Annotated in this window: 15 protein-coding genes; 12 read left to right on the plus strand and 3 right to left on the minus strand. The window is 60.7% G+C overall.

All coding sequences use genetic code 11. The features are described 5' to 3' along the window. Positions 1-232 precede the first annotated feature (232 nt). The 12 genes from exaC to KVQ74_RS06670 all read left to right on the plus strand — a co-directional run bounded on the left by exaC (position 233) and on the right by KVQ74_RS06670 (position 11,736). Positions 233-1,753, plus strand: a complete 1,521-nt coding sequence (exaC, locus tag KVQ74_RS06615) for an acetaldehyde dehydrogenase ExaC (RefSeq protein WP_217830184.1) — start codon at positions 233-235, stop codon at positions 1,751-1,753. Between the two features lie 290 nt (positions 1,754-2,043). Then, positions 2,044-3,414: an ethanolamine permease gene (eat, locus tag KVQ74_RS06620; protein ID WP_217830185.1), complete on the plus strand. Its 1,371-nt coding sequence runs from the start codon at positions 2,044-2,046 to the stop codon at positions 3,412-3,414. 90 nt (positions 3,415-3,504) lie between these two features. After that, positions 3,505-4,899, plus strand: coding sequence for an ethanolamine ammonia-lyase subunit EutB (locus KVQ74_RS06625; RefSeq protein WP_217830186.1), 1,395 nt, complete (start codon positions 3,505-3,507; stop codon positions 4,897-4,899). Positions 4,900-4,904: 5 nt separating this feature from the next. Further along, positions 4,905-5,729 carry an ethanolamine ammonia-lyase subunit EutC gene (gene eutC / locus KVQ74_RS06630; RefSeq protein ID WP_217830187.1) on the plus strand — a complete coding sequence of 275 codons (825 nt, stop codon included), beginning with the start codon at positions 4,905-4,907 and terminating at the stop codon, positions 5,727-5,729. Between the two features lie 116 nt (positions 5,730-5,845). Beyond that, on the plus strand, positions 5,846-6,307 hold the full coding sequence (locus tag KVQ74_RS06635) for a GNAT family N-acetyltransferase (RefSeq protein WP_217830188.1): 462 nt from the start codon (positions 5,846-5,848) through the stop codon (positions 6,305-6,307). A gap of 232 nt (positions 6,308-6,539) precedes the next feature. Further along, positions 6,540-7,190, plus strand: a complete 651-nt coding sequence (locus tag KVQ74_RS06640; protein WP_217830189.1) for a DedA family protein — start codon at positions 6,540-6,542, stop codon at positions 7,188-7,190. A gap of 4 nt (positions 7,191-7,194) precedes the next feature. Further along, positions 7,195-8,022: a M90 family metallopeptidase gene (locus tag KVQ74_RS06645; RefSeq protein WP_217830190.1), complete on the plus strand. Its 828-nt coding sequence runs from the start codon at positions 7,195-7,197 to the stop codon at positions 8,020-8,022. A 109-nt stretch (positions 8,023-8,131) separates the two neighbouring features. Continuing rightward, a complete protein-coding gene (ppa, locus tag KVQ74_RS06650) occupies positions 8,132-8,659 on the plus strand; it encodes an inorganic diphosphatase (protein WP_045881121.1) in 528 nt (175 codons plus the stop codon). A 218-nt stretch (positions 8,660-8,877) separates the two neighbouring features. Further along, positions 8,878-9,621 carry a S24 family peptidase gene (locus KVQ74_RS06655; RefSeq protein ID WP_217830191.1) on the plus strand — a complete coding sequence of 248 codons (744 nt, stop codon included), beginning with the start codon at positions 8,878-8,880 and terminating at the stop codon, positions 9,619-9,621. 474 nt (positions 9,622-10,095) lie between these two features. Next, positions 10,096-10,527 carry a hypothetical protein gene (locus KVQ74_RS06660; protein ID WP_217830193.1) on the plus strand — a complete coding sequence of 144 codons (432 nt, stop codon included), beginning with the start codon at positions 10,096-10,098 and terminating at the stop codon, positions 10,525-10,527. A 168-nt stretch (positions 10,528-10,695) separates the two neighbouring features. Further along, entirely contained in the window at positions 10,696-11,259 is a 564-nt protein-coding gene (locus tag KVQ74_RS06665) for a hypothetical protein (protein WP_217830194.1), read from the plus strand. A gap of 42 nt (positions 11,260-11,301) precedes the next feature. Then, complete coding sequence (locus KVQ74_RS06670; RefSeq protein ID WP_217830196.1) at positions 11,302-11,736, plus strand: hypothetical protein; 435 nt, start codon at positions 11,302-11,304, stop codon at positions 11,734-11,736. A gap of 3 nt (positions 11,737-11,739) precedes the next feature. Here KVQ74_RS06670 and lepB read toward each other — a convergent pair whose 3' ends face one another. The 3 genes from lepB to KVQ74_RS06685 all read right to left on the minus strand — a co-directional run bounded on the left by lepB (position 11,740) and on the right by KVQ74_RS06685 (position 15,039). Next, positions 11,740-12,519, minus strand: coding sequence for a signal peptidase I (lepB, locus tag KVQ74_RS06675; RefSeq protein ID WP_217830198.1), 780 nt, complete (start codon positions 12,517-12,519; stop codon positions 11,740-11,742). 84 nt (positions 12,520-12,603) lie between these two features. Then, complete coding sequence (locus KVQ74_RS06680) at positions 12,604-13,416, minus strand: YfaP family protein (protein WP_217830200.1); 813 nt, start codon at positions 13,414-13,416, stop codon at positions 12,604-12,606. 3 nt (positions 13,417-13,419) lie between these two features. Then, positions 13,420-15,039: a DUF2300 domain-containing protein gene (locus KVQ74_RS06685; RefSeq protein WP_217830201.1), complete on the minus strand. Its 1,620-nt coding sequence runs from the start codon at positions 15,037-15,039 to the stop codon at positions 13,420-13,422.

Below are 15,039 nucleotides of genomic sequence, written 5' to 3' on the forward strand. Positions count from 1 at the left end.
CGGCGCATTGCAATGCTGGCAAGACCGCTCGGTCACGGGCTGTGCCAGAAGCGGTACAAACTGTCACGACCTCTGTACCGAATGCGCCACAGGTGCCGCCCGTCCGTCCGACAAAAATCACGCAAGGCCTTGATTTGCCTGACCTGCACGGCAGTGGCCCGACCTTTGCTCTACGCTTATAACAAGCGCACTTGCGCGTTTCTCTAATAAGTACAAAGCCAAGGAGAACATCATGCGTTACGCCCATCCCGGTACTGAAGGCGCCAAAGTCTCGTTCAAGAGCAAGTACGGTAACTACATCGGCGGCGAGTTCGTCGCGCCTGTCAAAGGTCAGTACTTCACCAATACCTCGCCAGTGAATGGCCAACCGATTGCCGAATTCCCGCGCTCCACTGCCGAAGACATCGACAAGGCACTGGACGCCGCGCACGCCGCTGCCGATGCGTGGGGCGCCACGTCCGTGCAGGCCCGCTCGCTGATCCTGCTGAAAATCGCCGACCGCATCGAACAGAACCTCGAACTGCTGGCGATCACCGAAACCTGGGACAACGGCAAAGCCATCCGCGAAACCCTCAACGCCGACATTCCGCTGGCCGCCGATCACTTCCGTTATTTCGCCGGGTGCCTGCGCGCCCAGGAAGGCAGCGCCGCCGAAATCGACGGCAACACCGTGGCCTATCACATCCATGAACCACTGGGCGTGGTCGGCCAGATCATCCCGTGGAACTTCCCGCTACTGATGGCCGCATGGAAACTCGCCCCGGCCCTGGCCGCCGGCAACTGCGTGGTGCTCAAGCCTGCCGAGCAGACCCCGCTGGGCATCTGCGTGCTGATGGAACTGATCGGCGACCTGCTGCCGCCAGGCGTGCTCAACGTGGTGCAAGGGTTCGGCAAAGAAGCCGGCGAAGCCCTGGCCACCAGCAAGCGCATCGCCAAGATCGCCTTCACCGGCTCGACCCCGGTGGGCTCGCACATCATGAAATGCGCCGCCGAGAACATCATTCCGTCCACCGTGGAGCTGGGCGGCAAGTCGCCGAACATCTTCTTCGAAGACATCATGCAGGCCGAGCCAAGCTTCATTGAAAAGGCTGCCGAAGGCCTGGTGCTGGCGTTCTTCAACCAGGGCGAAGTCTGCACCTGCCCGTCCCGCGCGCTGGTACAGGAGTCGATCTACGACGACTTCATGCAGGCGGTGATGAAAAAGGTCAGCCAGATCAAGCGTGGCGACCCGCTGGACACCGACACCATGGTCGGCGCCCAGGCGTCCGAGCAGCAATTCGACAAGATCCTTTCGTACCTGGAAATCGCCAAGGGCGAAGGCGCCGAGCTGCTGACCGGCGGCAAGGTGGAAAAACTCGAAGGCAACCTGGCCTCCGGTTATTACATCCAGCCGACCCTGCTCAAGGGCACCAACAAGATGCGCGTGTTCCAGGAAGAAATCTTCGGCCCGGTGGTGAGCATCACTACCTTCAAGGACGAAGCCGAAGCCCTGGCCATCGCCAACGACACCGAGTTCGGCCTCGGCGCCGGCCTCTGGACCCGCGACATCAACCGCGCCTATCGCATGGGCCGCGCCATCAAGGCCGGTCGCGTGTGGACCAACTGCTACCACCTGTACCCGGCGCATGCCGCGTTCGGTGGGTACAAGAAGTCCGGCGTCGGTCGTGAAACCCACAAGATGATGCTCGATCACTATCAGCAGACCAAAAACCTGCTGGTGAGCTACGACATCAACCCGCTGGGCTTCTTCTAAAAACCGGGGCTGCACGGGGATTGCCGTGCAGCCCGCTCCATCGCTTTCGCGAGCAGACCCGCTCCCACAATGGATTTGTGGGTCGGCACACGTCCCCTGTGTGTGCGGGCCTACCCGCGAAAGCGCCCTGAATGAAACGACTTTATTGGCCTGGCCGCTCTGGCACGGCCCTTGCGTACGCGTCGTTCAGGATTTTCGCTACCACCGCCGCCGCGTGCGCAGCCTCCATCCACCCGAACGCTGCACCCGAAAGTCCAACAGATCGAACAAAAAACAGACAGCGAGGACTTATGACTTCCACCACACAGCTCAAACCCACACTCGGCACCCTGCACCTCTGGGGCATTGCCGTCGGCCTGGTGATTTCCGGCGAATACTTCGGCTGGAGCTACGGCTGGGGTACTGCAGGAACCCTGGGTTTCCTGGTCACCGCCCTGATGGTCGCGACCATGTACACCTGCTTCATCTTCAGTTTCACCGAACTGACCACCGCGATTCCCCATGCGGGCGGGCCGTTTGCCTACAGCCGTCGGGCGTTCGGCGAGAAAGGCGGATTGATCGCCGGGATCGCCACCCTGATCGAGTTCGTCTTCGCCCCACCGGCCATCGCCATGGCGATCGGCGCGTATCTCAACGTGCAATACCCGGAGCTTGATCCGAAGATTGCGGCGGTCGGCGCCTACTTCGTGTTCATGACCCTGAACATCCTCGGTGTCAGCATCGCCGCGACGTTCGAACTGGTGGTCACCGTGCTGGCGGTCGCCGAATTGCTGGTGTTCATGGGCGTGGTCGCGCCGGGCTTCAGTTTCAGCAACTTCGTGCTCAACGGCTGGTCGGGCGCCAACGAGTTCACCCTCGGCTCGATTCCCGGGATTTTCGCGGCGATTCCGTTCGCGATCTGGTTCTTCCTCGCCATCGAAGGCGCGGCCATGGCCGCCGAGGAAGCCAAGGACCCGAAACGCACCATTCCCAAGGCGTACGTCAGCGGGATTCTGACCCTGGTATTCCTGGCAATCGGCGTGATGGTGATGGCCGGCGGCGTCGGCGACTGGCGTCAACTGTCGAACATCAATGACCCGCTGCCCCAGGCAATGAAAGCGGTGGTCGGCAATAACTCGACGTGGATGCACATGCTGGTGTGGATCGGCCTGTTCGGCCTGGTGGCGAGCTTCCACGGGATCATCCTCGGTTACTCGCGCCAGTTCTTCGCCCTCGCCCGCGCCGGTTACCTGCCCAAAGGCCTGGCCAAGCTCTCGCGCTTCCAGACCCCACACCGGGCGATCCTGGCGGGCGGCGTGATCGGCATCGCGGCGATCTACAGCGACGGCCTGGTCAACCTGCAAGGCATGAGCCTGACGGCGGCGATGATCACCATGTCGGTGTTCGGCGCCATCGTGATGTACATCATCAGCATGCTCAGCCTGTTCAAACTGCGCAAAACCGAGCCGAACCTGGAGCGCACCTTCCGCGCACCGGGCTACCCGATCGTGCCGGCCATCGCGCTGTTCCTGGCGCTGGTGTGCCTGGTGGCGATGGCCTGGTTCAACACCCTGATCGGTGGTGTGTTCCTCGGTTTCATGGCCGCCGGCTATCTGTATTTCCAGTTGACCGCCAAACAACGCTCCGAAGCGCCGTCGGACGCTATGCTCGAAGGTATCTGAGGTTGCACCGGCACCGGGCTTGATGCCCGGTGTCTGCAATATTGAGGTGCATCGACATTCATTGCAGTACAGACAGGAGGACACCGCCCCATGGCCGCATTTGCCCATACCGTCGGCGCCCAGACCTACCGTTTCGACAGCCTCAAGGACGTGATGGCCAAGGCCAGCCCGGCGCGTTCCGGGGATTTCCTGGCCGGCGTCGCCGCGCTCAATGACGGCGAGCGGGTGGCCGCGCAAATGGCGCTGGCCGACATACCGCTCAGCCATTTCCTGCAAGAAGCGCTGATTCCCTACGAAACCGATGAAGTCACCCGGCTGATCATCGACAGCCACGACAAACAGGCTTTCGCCGTGGTCAGCCACCTCACCGTCGGCGGTTTCCGCGACTGGCTGCTCAGCGACGCTGCCGATGAACAGAGCCTGCGCGCCCTCGCCCCCGGCCTGACCCCGGAAATGGTCGCCGCCGTGTCGAAGATCATGCGTGTGCAGGATCTGGTGCTGGTGGCGCAGAAAATCCGCGTGGTGACGAAGTTTCGCGGCACCCTCGGTCTGCGCGGGCGCCTGTCGACACGCCTGCAACCGAACCATCCGACCGACGAACCGGCCGGTATCGCCGCGAGCATTCTCGACGGTCTGCTGTACGGCAACGGCGACGCAATGATCGGCATCAACCCGGCCACCGACAGCATCGCTTCGATTTGCGCGATGCTGGAGATGCTCGACGCAATCATTCAGCGCTACGACATCCCCACCCAGGCCTGCGTGCTGACCCACGTCACCACGTCCATCGAGGCCATCAACCGGGGCGTGCCGCTGGATCTGGTGTTCCAGTCGATTGCCGGCACCGAAGCGGCCAACGCCAGTTTCGGCATCAACCTGAACATTCTCCAGGAAGGTTACGACGCCGGCCTGAGCCTGAATCGCGGCACCCTCGGGCAGAACCTGATGTATTTCGAAACCGGCCAGGGCAGCGCGCTGTCGGCCAACGCCCACCACGGCGTCGATCAACAGACCTGCGAAACCCGGGCCTACGCGGTGGCACGCCATTTCAAGCCGTTTCTGGTGAACACCGTCGTCGGCTTCATCGGGCCGGAATACCTCTACAACGGCAAACAGATCATCCGCGCCGGCCTCGAAGACCACTTCTGCGGCAAGCTGCTCGGCGTGCCAATGGGCTGCGACATCTGTTACACCAACCACGCCGAAGCCGACCAGGACGACATGGACACCCTGCTGACCCTGCTCGGCGTGGCCGGGATCAACTTCATCATGGGCATCCCCGGTTCCGACGACATCATGCTCAATTACCAGACCACTTCGTTCCACGACGCCCTCTACGCGCGTCAGACCCTGGGCCTGAAACCGGCGCCGGAGTTCGAACAATGGCTGGCGAACATGGGCATCTTCACCCAGGCGGACGGCAAGGTCCGCTTCGGCAACAACCTGCCGCCAGCCTTCCGCCAGGCTTTGGCGCAACTGGGATGAGCCTTATGGAAAAACCGCCCGTCGACCCGCAAAACCCATGGCTGGAGCTGCGTCGCCTGACCCCGGCGCGCATCGCCCTTGGCCGTACCGGCACCAGCCTGCCGACCCGCGCCCAACTGGATTTCCAGTACGCCCATGCCCAGGCGCGAGATGCCGTGCATCTGCCGTTCGATCACGCGGGTATCAGCACGCAATTGCACGAACGCGGGCGTGACAGCCTGCTGCTGCACAGCGCGGCGGTGGATCGCAACAGCTACCTGCAACGTCCCGATCTGGGGCGCAAGTTGAGCGATGCCTCGGCGCAGACCCTGCGCGAACACGCGCAGGCGCATCCGGGCGGCGTCGATCTGGCGATCGTCGTGGCCGATGGCTTGTCGGCCTTGGCGGTGCATCGCCATACGCTGCCGTTTCTCACCCGCCTGGAAGAGCAAATGAGCGCCGACGGCTGGTCCAGCGCCCCGGTGATTCTGGTGGAGCAGGGCCGCGTGGCGATTGGTGATGAAATCGGCCAGTTGCTCGGGGCAAAAATGGTGGTGATGCTGATCGGAGAGCGCCCCGGCCTCAGTTCGCCCGACAGCCTGGGTTTATATTTCACCTACAATCCAAAGGTCGGTCTCACCGATGCCTTCCGCAACTGCATTTCCAATGTGCGGCTCGAAGGCTTGAGCTACGGCATGGCGGCCCATCGCTTGCTGTATCTGATGCGCGAAGCGTGTCGGCGGCAGCTGTCGGGGGTCAATCTGAAGGACGAAGCACAGGTTCAGACGCTGGAGTCGGAAACCGGTGCGGATATGAAAGGCAACTTCCTACTCGATCAGTCGAAATCCTGAACCGGTTCCGCATTGCGTTTACGCGCCGGTTTCAGGCAGGATCGACGCACGGCCGCCCGGGTTTCCCATTGCCGTCAGAGCACGTGAAGACAGCCACTTGAAGGACGAGACCTACCATGCGGATTATCCAAGCGACCCTCGAACACCTGGATTTGCTGACCCCGTTGTTCGTCAAATACCGCGAGTTCTACGGCTCGCTGCCGTATCCGGACTCGTCTCGTGCGTTCCTTGAAAAGCGCCTTCGACGCAAGGAATCGGTGATCTACCTGGCCCTGGCCGATGATGACGACAAGAAACTGATGGGTTTCTGCCAGCTCTACCCCAGTTTTTCCTCGCTGTCGCTCAAACGCGTGTGGATCCTCAACGACATCTATGTCGCCGAAGACGCCCGCCGCCAACTGGTCGCCGACCACCTGATCCGTACCGCGAAGAAAATGGCCAAGGAAACCCAGGCCGTGCGTATGCGCGTCTCCACCAGCAGCGACAACGAAGTGGCACAGAAAACCTACGAATCCATCGGGTTCAAGGAAGACACCGAGTTCAAGAACTACGTACTGCCGATCAGCGACTCGCTCTGATCGCCCGGATCGCTTGTGGGAGGAGCAAGCCTGCTCCCTCCCCACGATCCAGCCATACCCGACAAATATTCACACCCCGACATTCCCCGCTACAAAACCGACACGCTTTTCACCTCTCAAACCGTATAATCCCGAGCTTTCCGGCTTGTAAGAAAAACTACACCCCTCTGTAGGCTTTCACGAAGTCATCCGCACAGGCCTGCCGAGTCGGGCCGTCACACAGGTGCCCTCCATGGATTTCAACCCGCTCGACCTTATCCTGCATCTCGACGTTTACCTCGACCTGCTGGTGAACAATTACGGGCCATGGATCTACGCCATCCTGTTTCTGGTGATTTTCTGTGAGACCGGTCTGGTGGTGATGCCATTCCTGCCGGGCGATTCGCTGTTGTTCATCGCTGGCGCCGTGGCGGCGGGTGGCGGCATGGACCCGGTGCTGTTGGGCGGTCTGTTGATGCTCGCGGCGATCATGGGCGACAGCACCAACTACGTGATCGGACGAACGGCAGGCGAAAAACTGTTCAGCAACCCGAACTCGAAAATCTTCCGTCGCGATTACCTGCAACAGACCCACGACTTCTATGACAAGCACGGCGGCAAAACCGTGACCCTGGCGCGCTTCCTGCCGATCATCCGCACCTTTGCACCGTTCGTCGCCGGTGTCGCGAAGATGCCGTACCCGCGTTTCTTCGCGTTCAGCGTCTTCGGCACCGTGCTGTGGGTGGGCGGTCTGGTGACCCTGGGCTACTTCTTCGGCAACGTGCCATTCATCAAGAAAAACCTGTCGTTGCTGGTGGTCGGCATCATTCTGCTGTCGCTGGTGCCGATGATCATTGGCGTGGTTCGCAGCCGTTTCGGCGGCGCCAAAGCCCAATCGCATTAAGTCGATGTGGTCACTGAGCGCCTGGCGACGCCGGCGCATCCTGGCCAGGCACCCGATTGCCGACGACCTGTGGCAACGGGTGCGCCATCACCTGAGCTTCCTTGACGGCATCAGCGCCGCCGAGGATCAGTGGCTGCGCGAAGCCTGCGTGCTGTTTCTCGACGACAAACACCTGACCGCCCTGCCCGGTGTCGAACTGCATCAGGAACAACGCCTGCTGCTCGCCGCCCAGGCGCAATTGCCGCTTTTGCACCTCGGCGATCTGAACTGGTATCAGGGTTTTCATGAGATCGTCCTTTATCCCGACGACTTCCTCAGCCCTCAGCGTCATCGCGATGCCAGCGGCGTCGAACATGAATGGGACGGCGAGCACAGCGGCGAGGCCTGGCAACAGGGGCCGATCATCCTCGCCTGGCCAGGCGTGATGGCCAGTGGTGGCTGGGAAGGCTACAACCTGGTGATCCACGAACTGGCGCACAAGCTCGACATGCTCAACGGCGACGCCAACGGCCTGCCGCCGCTGCATGCCGACATGCGGGTCAGCGACTGGGCGCACGTCATGCAGGCGGCCTACGACGACCTCAACCGCCAACTCGACCGCAATCCCGACGCCGAAACCGCCATCGACCCCTATGCGGCAGAGAATCCGGCCGAGTTCTTTGCCGTCACCAGCGAATACTTCTTCAGCGCCCCCGACCTGCTGCACGAGAGTTATCCACAGGTGTACGCGCAACTGCGGCTTTTCTACCGGCAGGATCCGTTGGGCAGGCTGCGGCAACTTCAGGCCACGAACCCGGTCTATCAGGCGCACGAACACGGTCTGCACGACTAGACACGCGACTTTCGGCACATGGCGTCCACGGCAGAATATGCCTATAATCGCCGCCACTTTTTGGTCAATCCGGCCAAGTGTTTTTGGTCAACTACGGGGGCAAAGCCCAATGAGCTACAGCAAGATTCCGGCTGGCAAAGACCTGCCGAACGACATCTACGTCGCGATCGAGATCCCGGCCAACCACGCGCCGATCAAATACGAAATCGACAAAGACAGCGATTGCCTGTTCGTTGACCGTTTCATGGCCACCCCAATGTTCTACCCGGCCAACTACGGTTTCATCCCGAACACCCTGGCTGACGACGGTGATCCCCTCGACGTGCTGGTCGTGACCCCTTACCCGGTTGCTCCAGGTTCGGTTATCCGCGCCCGTCCGGTTGGCGTCCTGAACATGACCGACGACGGCGGCGGCGATGCCAAAGTCATCGCTGTTCCACACGACAAGCTGTCCCAGCTGTACGTGGACGTGAAGGAATACACCGACCTGCCGCCGCTGCTGATCCAGCAGATCGAGCACTTCTTCGCGAACTACAAGGATCTCGAGAAAGGCAAGTGGGTGAAAATCGAAGGCTGGGCCGGCGCAGACGCCGCCCGCGAAGCGATCACCAAGTCGGTTGCCGCCTACAAAGGCTGAGCGACGGATTGCAGGACGCTTGAAAAGAACCCCGGTTGATCCGGGGTTTTTTTATGTCCGGTGATTGTGCTTTCAACAGGTCGTTTAAATTCATTACGACGCGGTTTTGCTCTGTCTAATTTCTCACAAGAATGCCTTACATCCTGTCTCAAAATTAGTGCCGATTTTGAACGCGAGGTTTATTCAAACCGCTCTGACCCGCACTTAGACTCGTGTGCATGAGAAAGAACACTAGCGGTCCACGATTCAAGGCACTCCTGGAAGAAGCGAACATCACCACCACCGGTTTCGCGAAGTTCTGGGGCACGGAAGCCCAAAATATTCATAACTGGTACACCCGGGGTGTCCCGGCGTATCGCATGGAAGAAGTCTCACGCCTGCTGTCGGTCAACAGCGACTGGCTGAAAACCGGCGAAGGGGTAAAAGAGCTGCCACGCCTGCAGGCTGCCAGCAACGGCGACACCTTCGACGCCCACTCCGTCCGGGGCATTTACACGGTCATCGACCCCAACGACATCGAACTGCCGTTGTTCAAGGAAACCCCACTCACCAATGGCTCCGGCAAAACCCACGTCATCCAGGACCCGGACCAAACCACCCGCTTGCCCCGCGCCCACCTCGATCAACTGGAAATCCGACACGCCGACGCCATCTGCGCCCACATGATCGGCAACAGCATGTCCGAACGAATCGAAGACGGCTCCATCGTCGCCATCGACCGTGGCCTGACCCAAGTGGTGGACGGCGAAATCTACGCCATCGAACACGACGGCATGCTGCGCATCAAATACCTGCATCGCATGCCCGGCAACGCCCTGCGCCTGCGCAGCCACAACAACGCCGAATACCCGGACGAAATATTCCGCGCCGCGCAGATCGAAGAGCAACGGATTCATATATTGGGCTGGGTGTTCTGGTGGTCGACATTGAGCAAACGGCGCCCGGTGGTGCCGTTTCTCTGATACCCCCCGTTCCCTTTGGACGGCACAGAGCCCCCTGGGAGTGGGCTTGCCCGCGAAGAGGCCCGGATAATCAGTACAAATTCCTCAGCGGCGGCATAGAAATCGCTCTAATCCGCACATCGGGCTGGGAATCGGGCGCGGAAATCAGTATCCTGCGCCCCACATTCGCGCATCGCCCGCCCTGCGGCCAGATGACGCCTGACGCGGCAGACCACTGTCTGACCAAGTCCCACAGCCGGACGCAAGATCCGGATGTACGTTTTGAAGGCTGGCGCGGTTTACCAAAAATGAACCAAGCCAGTCCCCGAGAAGCCGGCCACAAGCCGGCTTTTTAATGCCTGTCGGAAACCGGTTTTTACAGGCGCATTTGCAGGTTGCGCCGTATCACGCCAATGGAATGCATATACGAGTACCGCAGGTAAAAACCTGTGCAACGGGCGCTCGCAGAAATGACACTCAAGGATGACCAACACGATGCCAACCATCGCCCCTGCCCGCTTGAAGTCTGCGATCGCCACAGCGCTGCCATGTCTTTTTCTGGCTGGCTGTGTCGGTGTAACTGTCTCGCTTCCAGAGACGACAACCAGAAAAACCGAGGCTTTCAGAGCATTGGCCCCTCAGTCGTCATCACCGCCAATCACCAGAACGACACGATCGCCACTCACTCGCGAATGGTGCGGCATTACTGTCTGGGTGGCGGTCATACCGGTTCCAATGAAGTTGCCGGTATGCAGTTCTTATTCCGAGCAGTCTTTCGGTAACGATGGATTCGGGGATGAAACATTGCTGCTCTATTCGCAACAGAAAGTCCCTTCGCCGTTATATGCGTGCGGTCCATTCATGGTGCTCGGGCCAATCATTCATGGTTACCAGGGCAACGCCATTTGCGGTGTCTTTCCTGACTGAGTTCATCACCCAAAAACTCGCCCGCCGAGATTTCACTGCGCCACTAGTACATCCGCCCTAATTGCCCCCACCCCACGCTCCCCGCAGAATTTCCACTCCAGTTTTGTGCACAACAAACGCCCTGCGCCATACAACAACGCACAAAAATCCAAGGAATGGAGCAACACCATGTCTGCGCTCTTCAAGCTCAATAAAACCCTGCCCCTGCTGACAGCCCTGTTAATCACTTCCAGCCCGGCGTTCGCTGAAGAAGCGACGCCCATAGGCGACTGGTGGATCATCTACGGCAACGGCGTGCCAAACAAAAACATCATGTATGTGGCTGACACCACTTCGGTGGTGCCCTCGAACCACACCAAGGGCGCGAAGCTGGTTGCAGTGACGCTGGTTTATGAAGAACCGGGCAAGCCGATGATCGATGTCTACAACATGGAAGTGCAGTGTTCGACCAACAAGGTGCGTTTTCTCAATGGGCAATCCGTCGAGCGCCTGGCGTACACCCTGCGTCATCTGAAAGTATCCGAGCAGTGGCAGACACCGAAGGACTTCTGGGTCCAGCGCACGCAGGCGTTTGTCTGCGCACGCAATGCCAAGGACATGGTGGCGATGGGCAAGATGCCGCATCTGCAGATGATCCAGACCGTGCAGTACATGTTTTCCAGACTGGCGCCGGTCCAGCAGAAGAACCAGATGATGGACGACCTCGATGCCATGTTGGGCAACAAGCCGTAAGCCGCCCCTTTCCTCGCTCTGGCCATGGCGCCGGGAGTCATGATGAATCAATGGACTAAAACCCTGGCGGCGCTGCTGCTGACGCCCATGATGTTGCTGGCCGGCGGCTGCCACTTGATCGCGCAGTCACGCTGGGAAGGACGCGATGTCCAGGAGGCGCTGGATCTGTTCGGCCGGCCTGACTCGATGAAGAAACAGGCCGGCGCCAATGGCGAAAACCTTGCCGTGCTGACCTGGTACAAATCCGCCAGTTGGACCACTACCGAAGCGGCCGGCACGTCAATGAATCATACCGGCAACGGCATGGTGTACACCGAGTACTACGAAACCGTCGGTCACAGCTCCGATTGCAAACTGGAAGCCACGGTCAATAAAGCCAAAAAGATCGTGCTGTTCCGCATCGAGGACGGCAAGATCATTCATGGCAAGTGCATCAACGTCCCGTTTGTGCCCGGTTACATTCCACCCGGGTTCTAGCCATCAGTGATCTTTCGCGTCGCGATCGATTCGGGGAAACGTGGTGCCGATCCTCGAGCGCTCATTCGAGAACCAGATGCCGGTAATCCGGCCACGGATATCCTTGAGATCGACTTGTCCCATGAAACGACTGTCATTACTGACATCGCGATTGTCACCCAACAGATAAACGTGATTCGGCTCGACTTTCAGTGGGGCGAGCGTCAACGAGTAGTCCTTTTTTACCCGGTCGGCAGGCGCGTAAAACAGCCCGAGGCTATCACCATTGTTGATCAGGTTTCCGTCACTGATCTGCACGACATCACCGGCAACACCGGCAACGCGCTTGACCGCTTCCGTACCGTTCCAGGCGTACACCACGATATCGCCGACCCTGATCTCGCCAGGGCGGATGTCAGACACCACGTAGTCACCGATGGACAATGTCGGGCTCATCGAACCTGATGGAATGAAGTAGTTTTTGTAACCGAGTAACGGCGTTCGAAGTGGCACCAGCAGTACCAGCGTGACAATCGCCAGAGCCAGTACATAAAGCACATGGAACCGGGTGCCTGGCATTGCCACGTCAGCATTGCCATGGCGCGCCAGTCTTGCAGCCGCGATAGCCGAAACCAGTTTGACCAGGATGACGAAGCCGGCGAAGGCGTACAGCCCCTTCGGACTGGCGATCAACCCGAAAGCCCCCAGGGCGATGCCCCCCAGATAAAGCAACGCCGCGACCCGCAGCGCCCATTTGATCCGCCCGACATACACCAGCCCCCAGCCGGCTACCAGACAGGACATCACAAACGCCTGCAACGGATTCTTTTGGAGCTTCACGATCAACCCTTACCCAGTATTTTCAGTTGCTTCTCTTATCGGCGCAGATCACGGATAACTGAACGACTTCACCAACGTCAGCTCTCCCACCGCCCGCATCGGCACCAGAAAAGTCTCCATCTTCTCGCTCGGCGTTCCTTCTTCGGTAATCACCGTCACCTGCGCCGTGGTCAGTGGCTGCACCGCCTCGTCCCCACCCTCATCATCCCCGCGATAGCCCCCGCCAAAATAATTCACATACACCAGATACTGCCCCTTGAGCGGCGCCGGCATGGCGAAGATTTCCGGGCCGTAGCCGGTGGTGACGTCAACGTCGAGGGCGGCGCCGTTGGGGGCGGTGCGGTCGCCGTACCAGATGTGCGCGCCGTCCGGGGTGATGAGATGCAGGTCGAGGTCGGTGCCGTCGCTGTCCCACGCCAGCAACACCCGCAGCTTGGCCGGGGTTGCGCCGCCGCTGGTGTTGAGGAACTGCGTGCGATGACGTTGCTGGCCGTCGGGGCTGCGCACTTCGACGCTGTTGCTGCCATTGGGGAAGGAAAACGGGCGGTCGAAACGGCCACCATCACCGATTTTCAGCGGCATGCTCACACCGTTGACGATCAACCTGCCAGGCTCGTTATTCTTTGGCGTGGCGGCGATCTGCCCGCTGATTCGCGCGGTGTTGGCCTGGCCGACCGGGGTGTTCACCGACGAGGCCGGGTAGTTGACGGTCTGGCGGAAGCTTTCGCCCTCGCCGTCGGGCGCGCCGCTGCGCCAGCCGCCGACCGGCGTGTCGAGTTTGACGCCGTCTGCGGCCATCGTCGGCGATATCGCGGCGAATGCGCAGAGCAACAGCAAGACCTGTGGATAACGGAGTGGCATGGTCTATTCCAGCAAGAGATGACGGGCGAGCCCTTCGATGTAGGTTTCATCCTGGCCGTTGGGGTGTGCCTCAAAGGCCAGGTGCAGGTATTCGTGAGCCAGGTCGAGACGATCCTGCAGCGTCAGCACGCCGCGCACGTAGATGCGCTGTCGTTCGCGGTCGACGAAGGGGCGGCCGAACGCAAGTTTGCACACCGCGAACGTGCCGACTTCGTTGTAGCCGGTTTCGCTCTCGAGCCTCGGACGCCAGCCGCGTCGCTGTTTTTGCAGCCAGTCTTGCGCGGCAGGCAGCGCTTCGCAGGACGCCACCGGGTTGTCCCAGCGGCTGAGGCTGGCGCGCGGGTAAGCGTGCAGCAGAATCGCGTCATAGCGCTGGCCGACATTGGCTTGCTCGACCGCTTGTTGCCAGGCGAGCTTGTCCGGGCCGGGTTGGTCGGAGTGATAAGTGACGGTGCTGCCGGCCAGTACCAGATCCGCCGTCCACGCTGCAATGCTGCGGGATTCGGCCGAGGCCGGACGCGGCGCAACACGCTGGCGGTTGCTGCTGTCATCGATGCTCAGGCACTCGCCATGGCGCGTGGCGTTTTGCAGCAGGTAGGTGCGGATCGCCACGGCCAGGGCTTTGGCGGCTTCGGCAGGTTCGGGTTTGGCTTCGCGCTCGAGGACGCGGGCAACGTATTCCTCGCGATCAAGACGTGCGACCAGTTTGTCGTTGAGGAGAAACAGTTCGCCATCGCTGTGGATATCCAGCGCATTGCCATTGGCAAACTCGACGCGATAGTCGCCCTGCAACGGGCCGGAAGTCACCGCGCGATCAGCCGCCAGAACCCGCGTCAGCGGATAGCGCGAAAACAGTCCGACCTCGACACACCGCCCCACCTCCGCCGGCCAGGCTGCCGGCAACACCGTCGCCAGCGCCTGCCCATACTGACGCAGAACGATCTGGCTGGTGCCGCGCCCGCCGGCCCACACCGGCGCGCCATCAGCTGTCCAACCGGCGAATCCGCCCTGCCGTGATTGCGGATCCTGATCACCGAGCCAGCTCCAGGTTTTCACCCGCAGACGTCCGCCCAGTTCACCGACGACATTGCCGTCCGCCGCGTTCAGCACCACATCAAGTAGTACCCGGCGCATCTGATCCTGAGCCGGCAACACAGACAACACCTTCAGCAAGTCTGCTACGGAAACACGCGTAGCCGGTTGCACCGATGGCAAATCCAGCAGCCACGACGGCGCTTGCCGTGCCTGCCAATAGGTTCGCCAATCAGCCGCCACAATGCCCAACCGCGCCGGTTCGAAGTACAACCCGCAGGATTTCACCAACGCCTGATCGCGCTCGACCTTACCGCCCGCCGAGCAGCAATAGACTTCCTCTTTCGACTGCCCGCGACACTCGTACACCGGCTCCCGCGCGCCGGTATCCACCAGCCACGCATAGACGAACAGCTTCCACAGACTGCCCAGTGGCGTTTGCAGCGTATCGGGCAAGGGCTCGCGAGCAGTCAACTGCGTGCGGCTCAGCGACAGCAGTTCGCCCTTGTAGGCCAGCCGCAACGGTTCATCCTGCGCCGTCGCCAGCGCAGGAATCAGACACAGCAGCAGCCAGACCAGTGGCCGGGTCAT

The sequence above is a fragment of the Pseudomonas botevensis genome (assembly GCF_019145475.1).
Lineage (GTDB): Bacteria > Pseudomonadota > Gammaproteobacteria > Pseudomonadales > Pseudomonadaceae > Aquipseudomonas > Aquipseudomonas botevensis.

Coding starts and splice junctions, on each gene's coding strand:
- KVQ74_RS06645 (WP_217830190.1), top strand. CDS start 7,195: ATGTGGTCACTGAGCGCCTGGCGACGCCGGCGCATCCTGGCCAGGCAC.
- KVQ74_RS06635 (WP_217830188.1), top strand. CDS start 5,846: ATGCGGATTATCCAAGCGACCCTCGAACACCTGGATTTGCTGACCCCG.
- KVQ74_RS06685 (WP_217830201.1), bottom strand. CDS start 15,039: ATGACCCGGCCACTGGTCTGGCTGCTGCTGTGTCTGATTCCTGCGCTG.
- KVQ74_RS06680 (WP_217830200.1), bottom strand. CDS start 13,416: ATGCCACTCCGTTATCCACAGGTCTTGCTGTTGCTCTGCGCATTCGCC.
- ppa (WP_045881121.1), top strand. CDS start 8,132: ATGAGCTACAGCAAGATTCCGGCTGGCAAAGACCTGCCGAACGACATC.
- eat (WP_217830185.1), top strand. CDS start 2,044: ATGACTTCCACCACACAGCTCAAACCCACACTCGGCACCCTGCACCTC.
- KVQ74_RS06655 (WP_217830191.1), top strand. CDS start 8,878: ATGAGAAAGAACACTAGCGGTCCACGATTCAAGGCACTCCTGGAAGAA.
- lepB (WP_217830198.1), bottom strand. CDS start 12,519: ATGTCCTGTCTGGTAGCCGGCTGGGGGCTGGTGTATGTCGGGCGGATC.
- KVQ74_RS06640 (WP_217830189.1), top strand. CDS start 6,540: ATGGATTTCAACCCGCTCGACCTTATCCTGCATCTCGACGTTTACCTC.
- eutC (WP_217830187.1), top strand. CDS start 4,905: ATGGAAAAACCGCCCGTCGACCCGCAAAACCCATGGCTGGAGCTGCGT.
- KVQ74_RS06670 (WP_217830196.1), top strand. CDS start 11,302: ATGAATCAATGGACTAAAACCCTGGCGGCGCTGCTGCTGACGCCCATG.
- KVQ74_RS06660 (WP_217830193.1), top strand. CDS start 10,096: ATGCCAACCATCGCCCCTGCCCGCTTGAAGTCTGCGATCGCCACAGCG.
- KVQ74_RS06625 (WP_217830186.1), top strand. CDS start 3,505: ATGGCCGCATTTGCCCATACCGTCGGCGCCCAGACCTACCGTTTCGAC.
- exaC (WP_217830184.1), top strand. CDS start 233: ATGCGTTACGCCCATCCCGGTACTGAAGGCGCCAAAGTCTCGTTCAAG.
- KVQ74_RS06665 (WP_217830194.1), top strand. CDS start 10,696: ATGTCTGCGCTCTTCAAGCTCAATAAAACCCTGCCCCTGCTGACAGCC.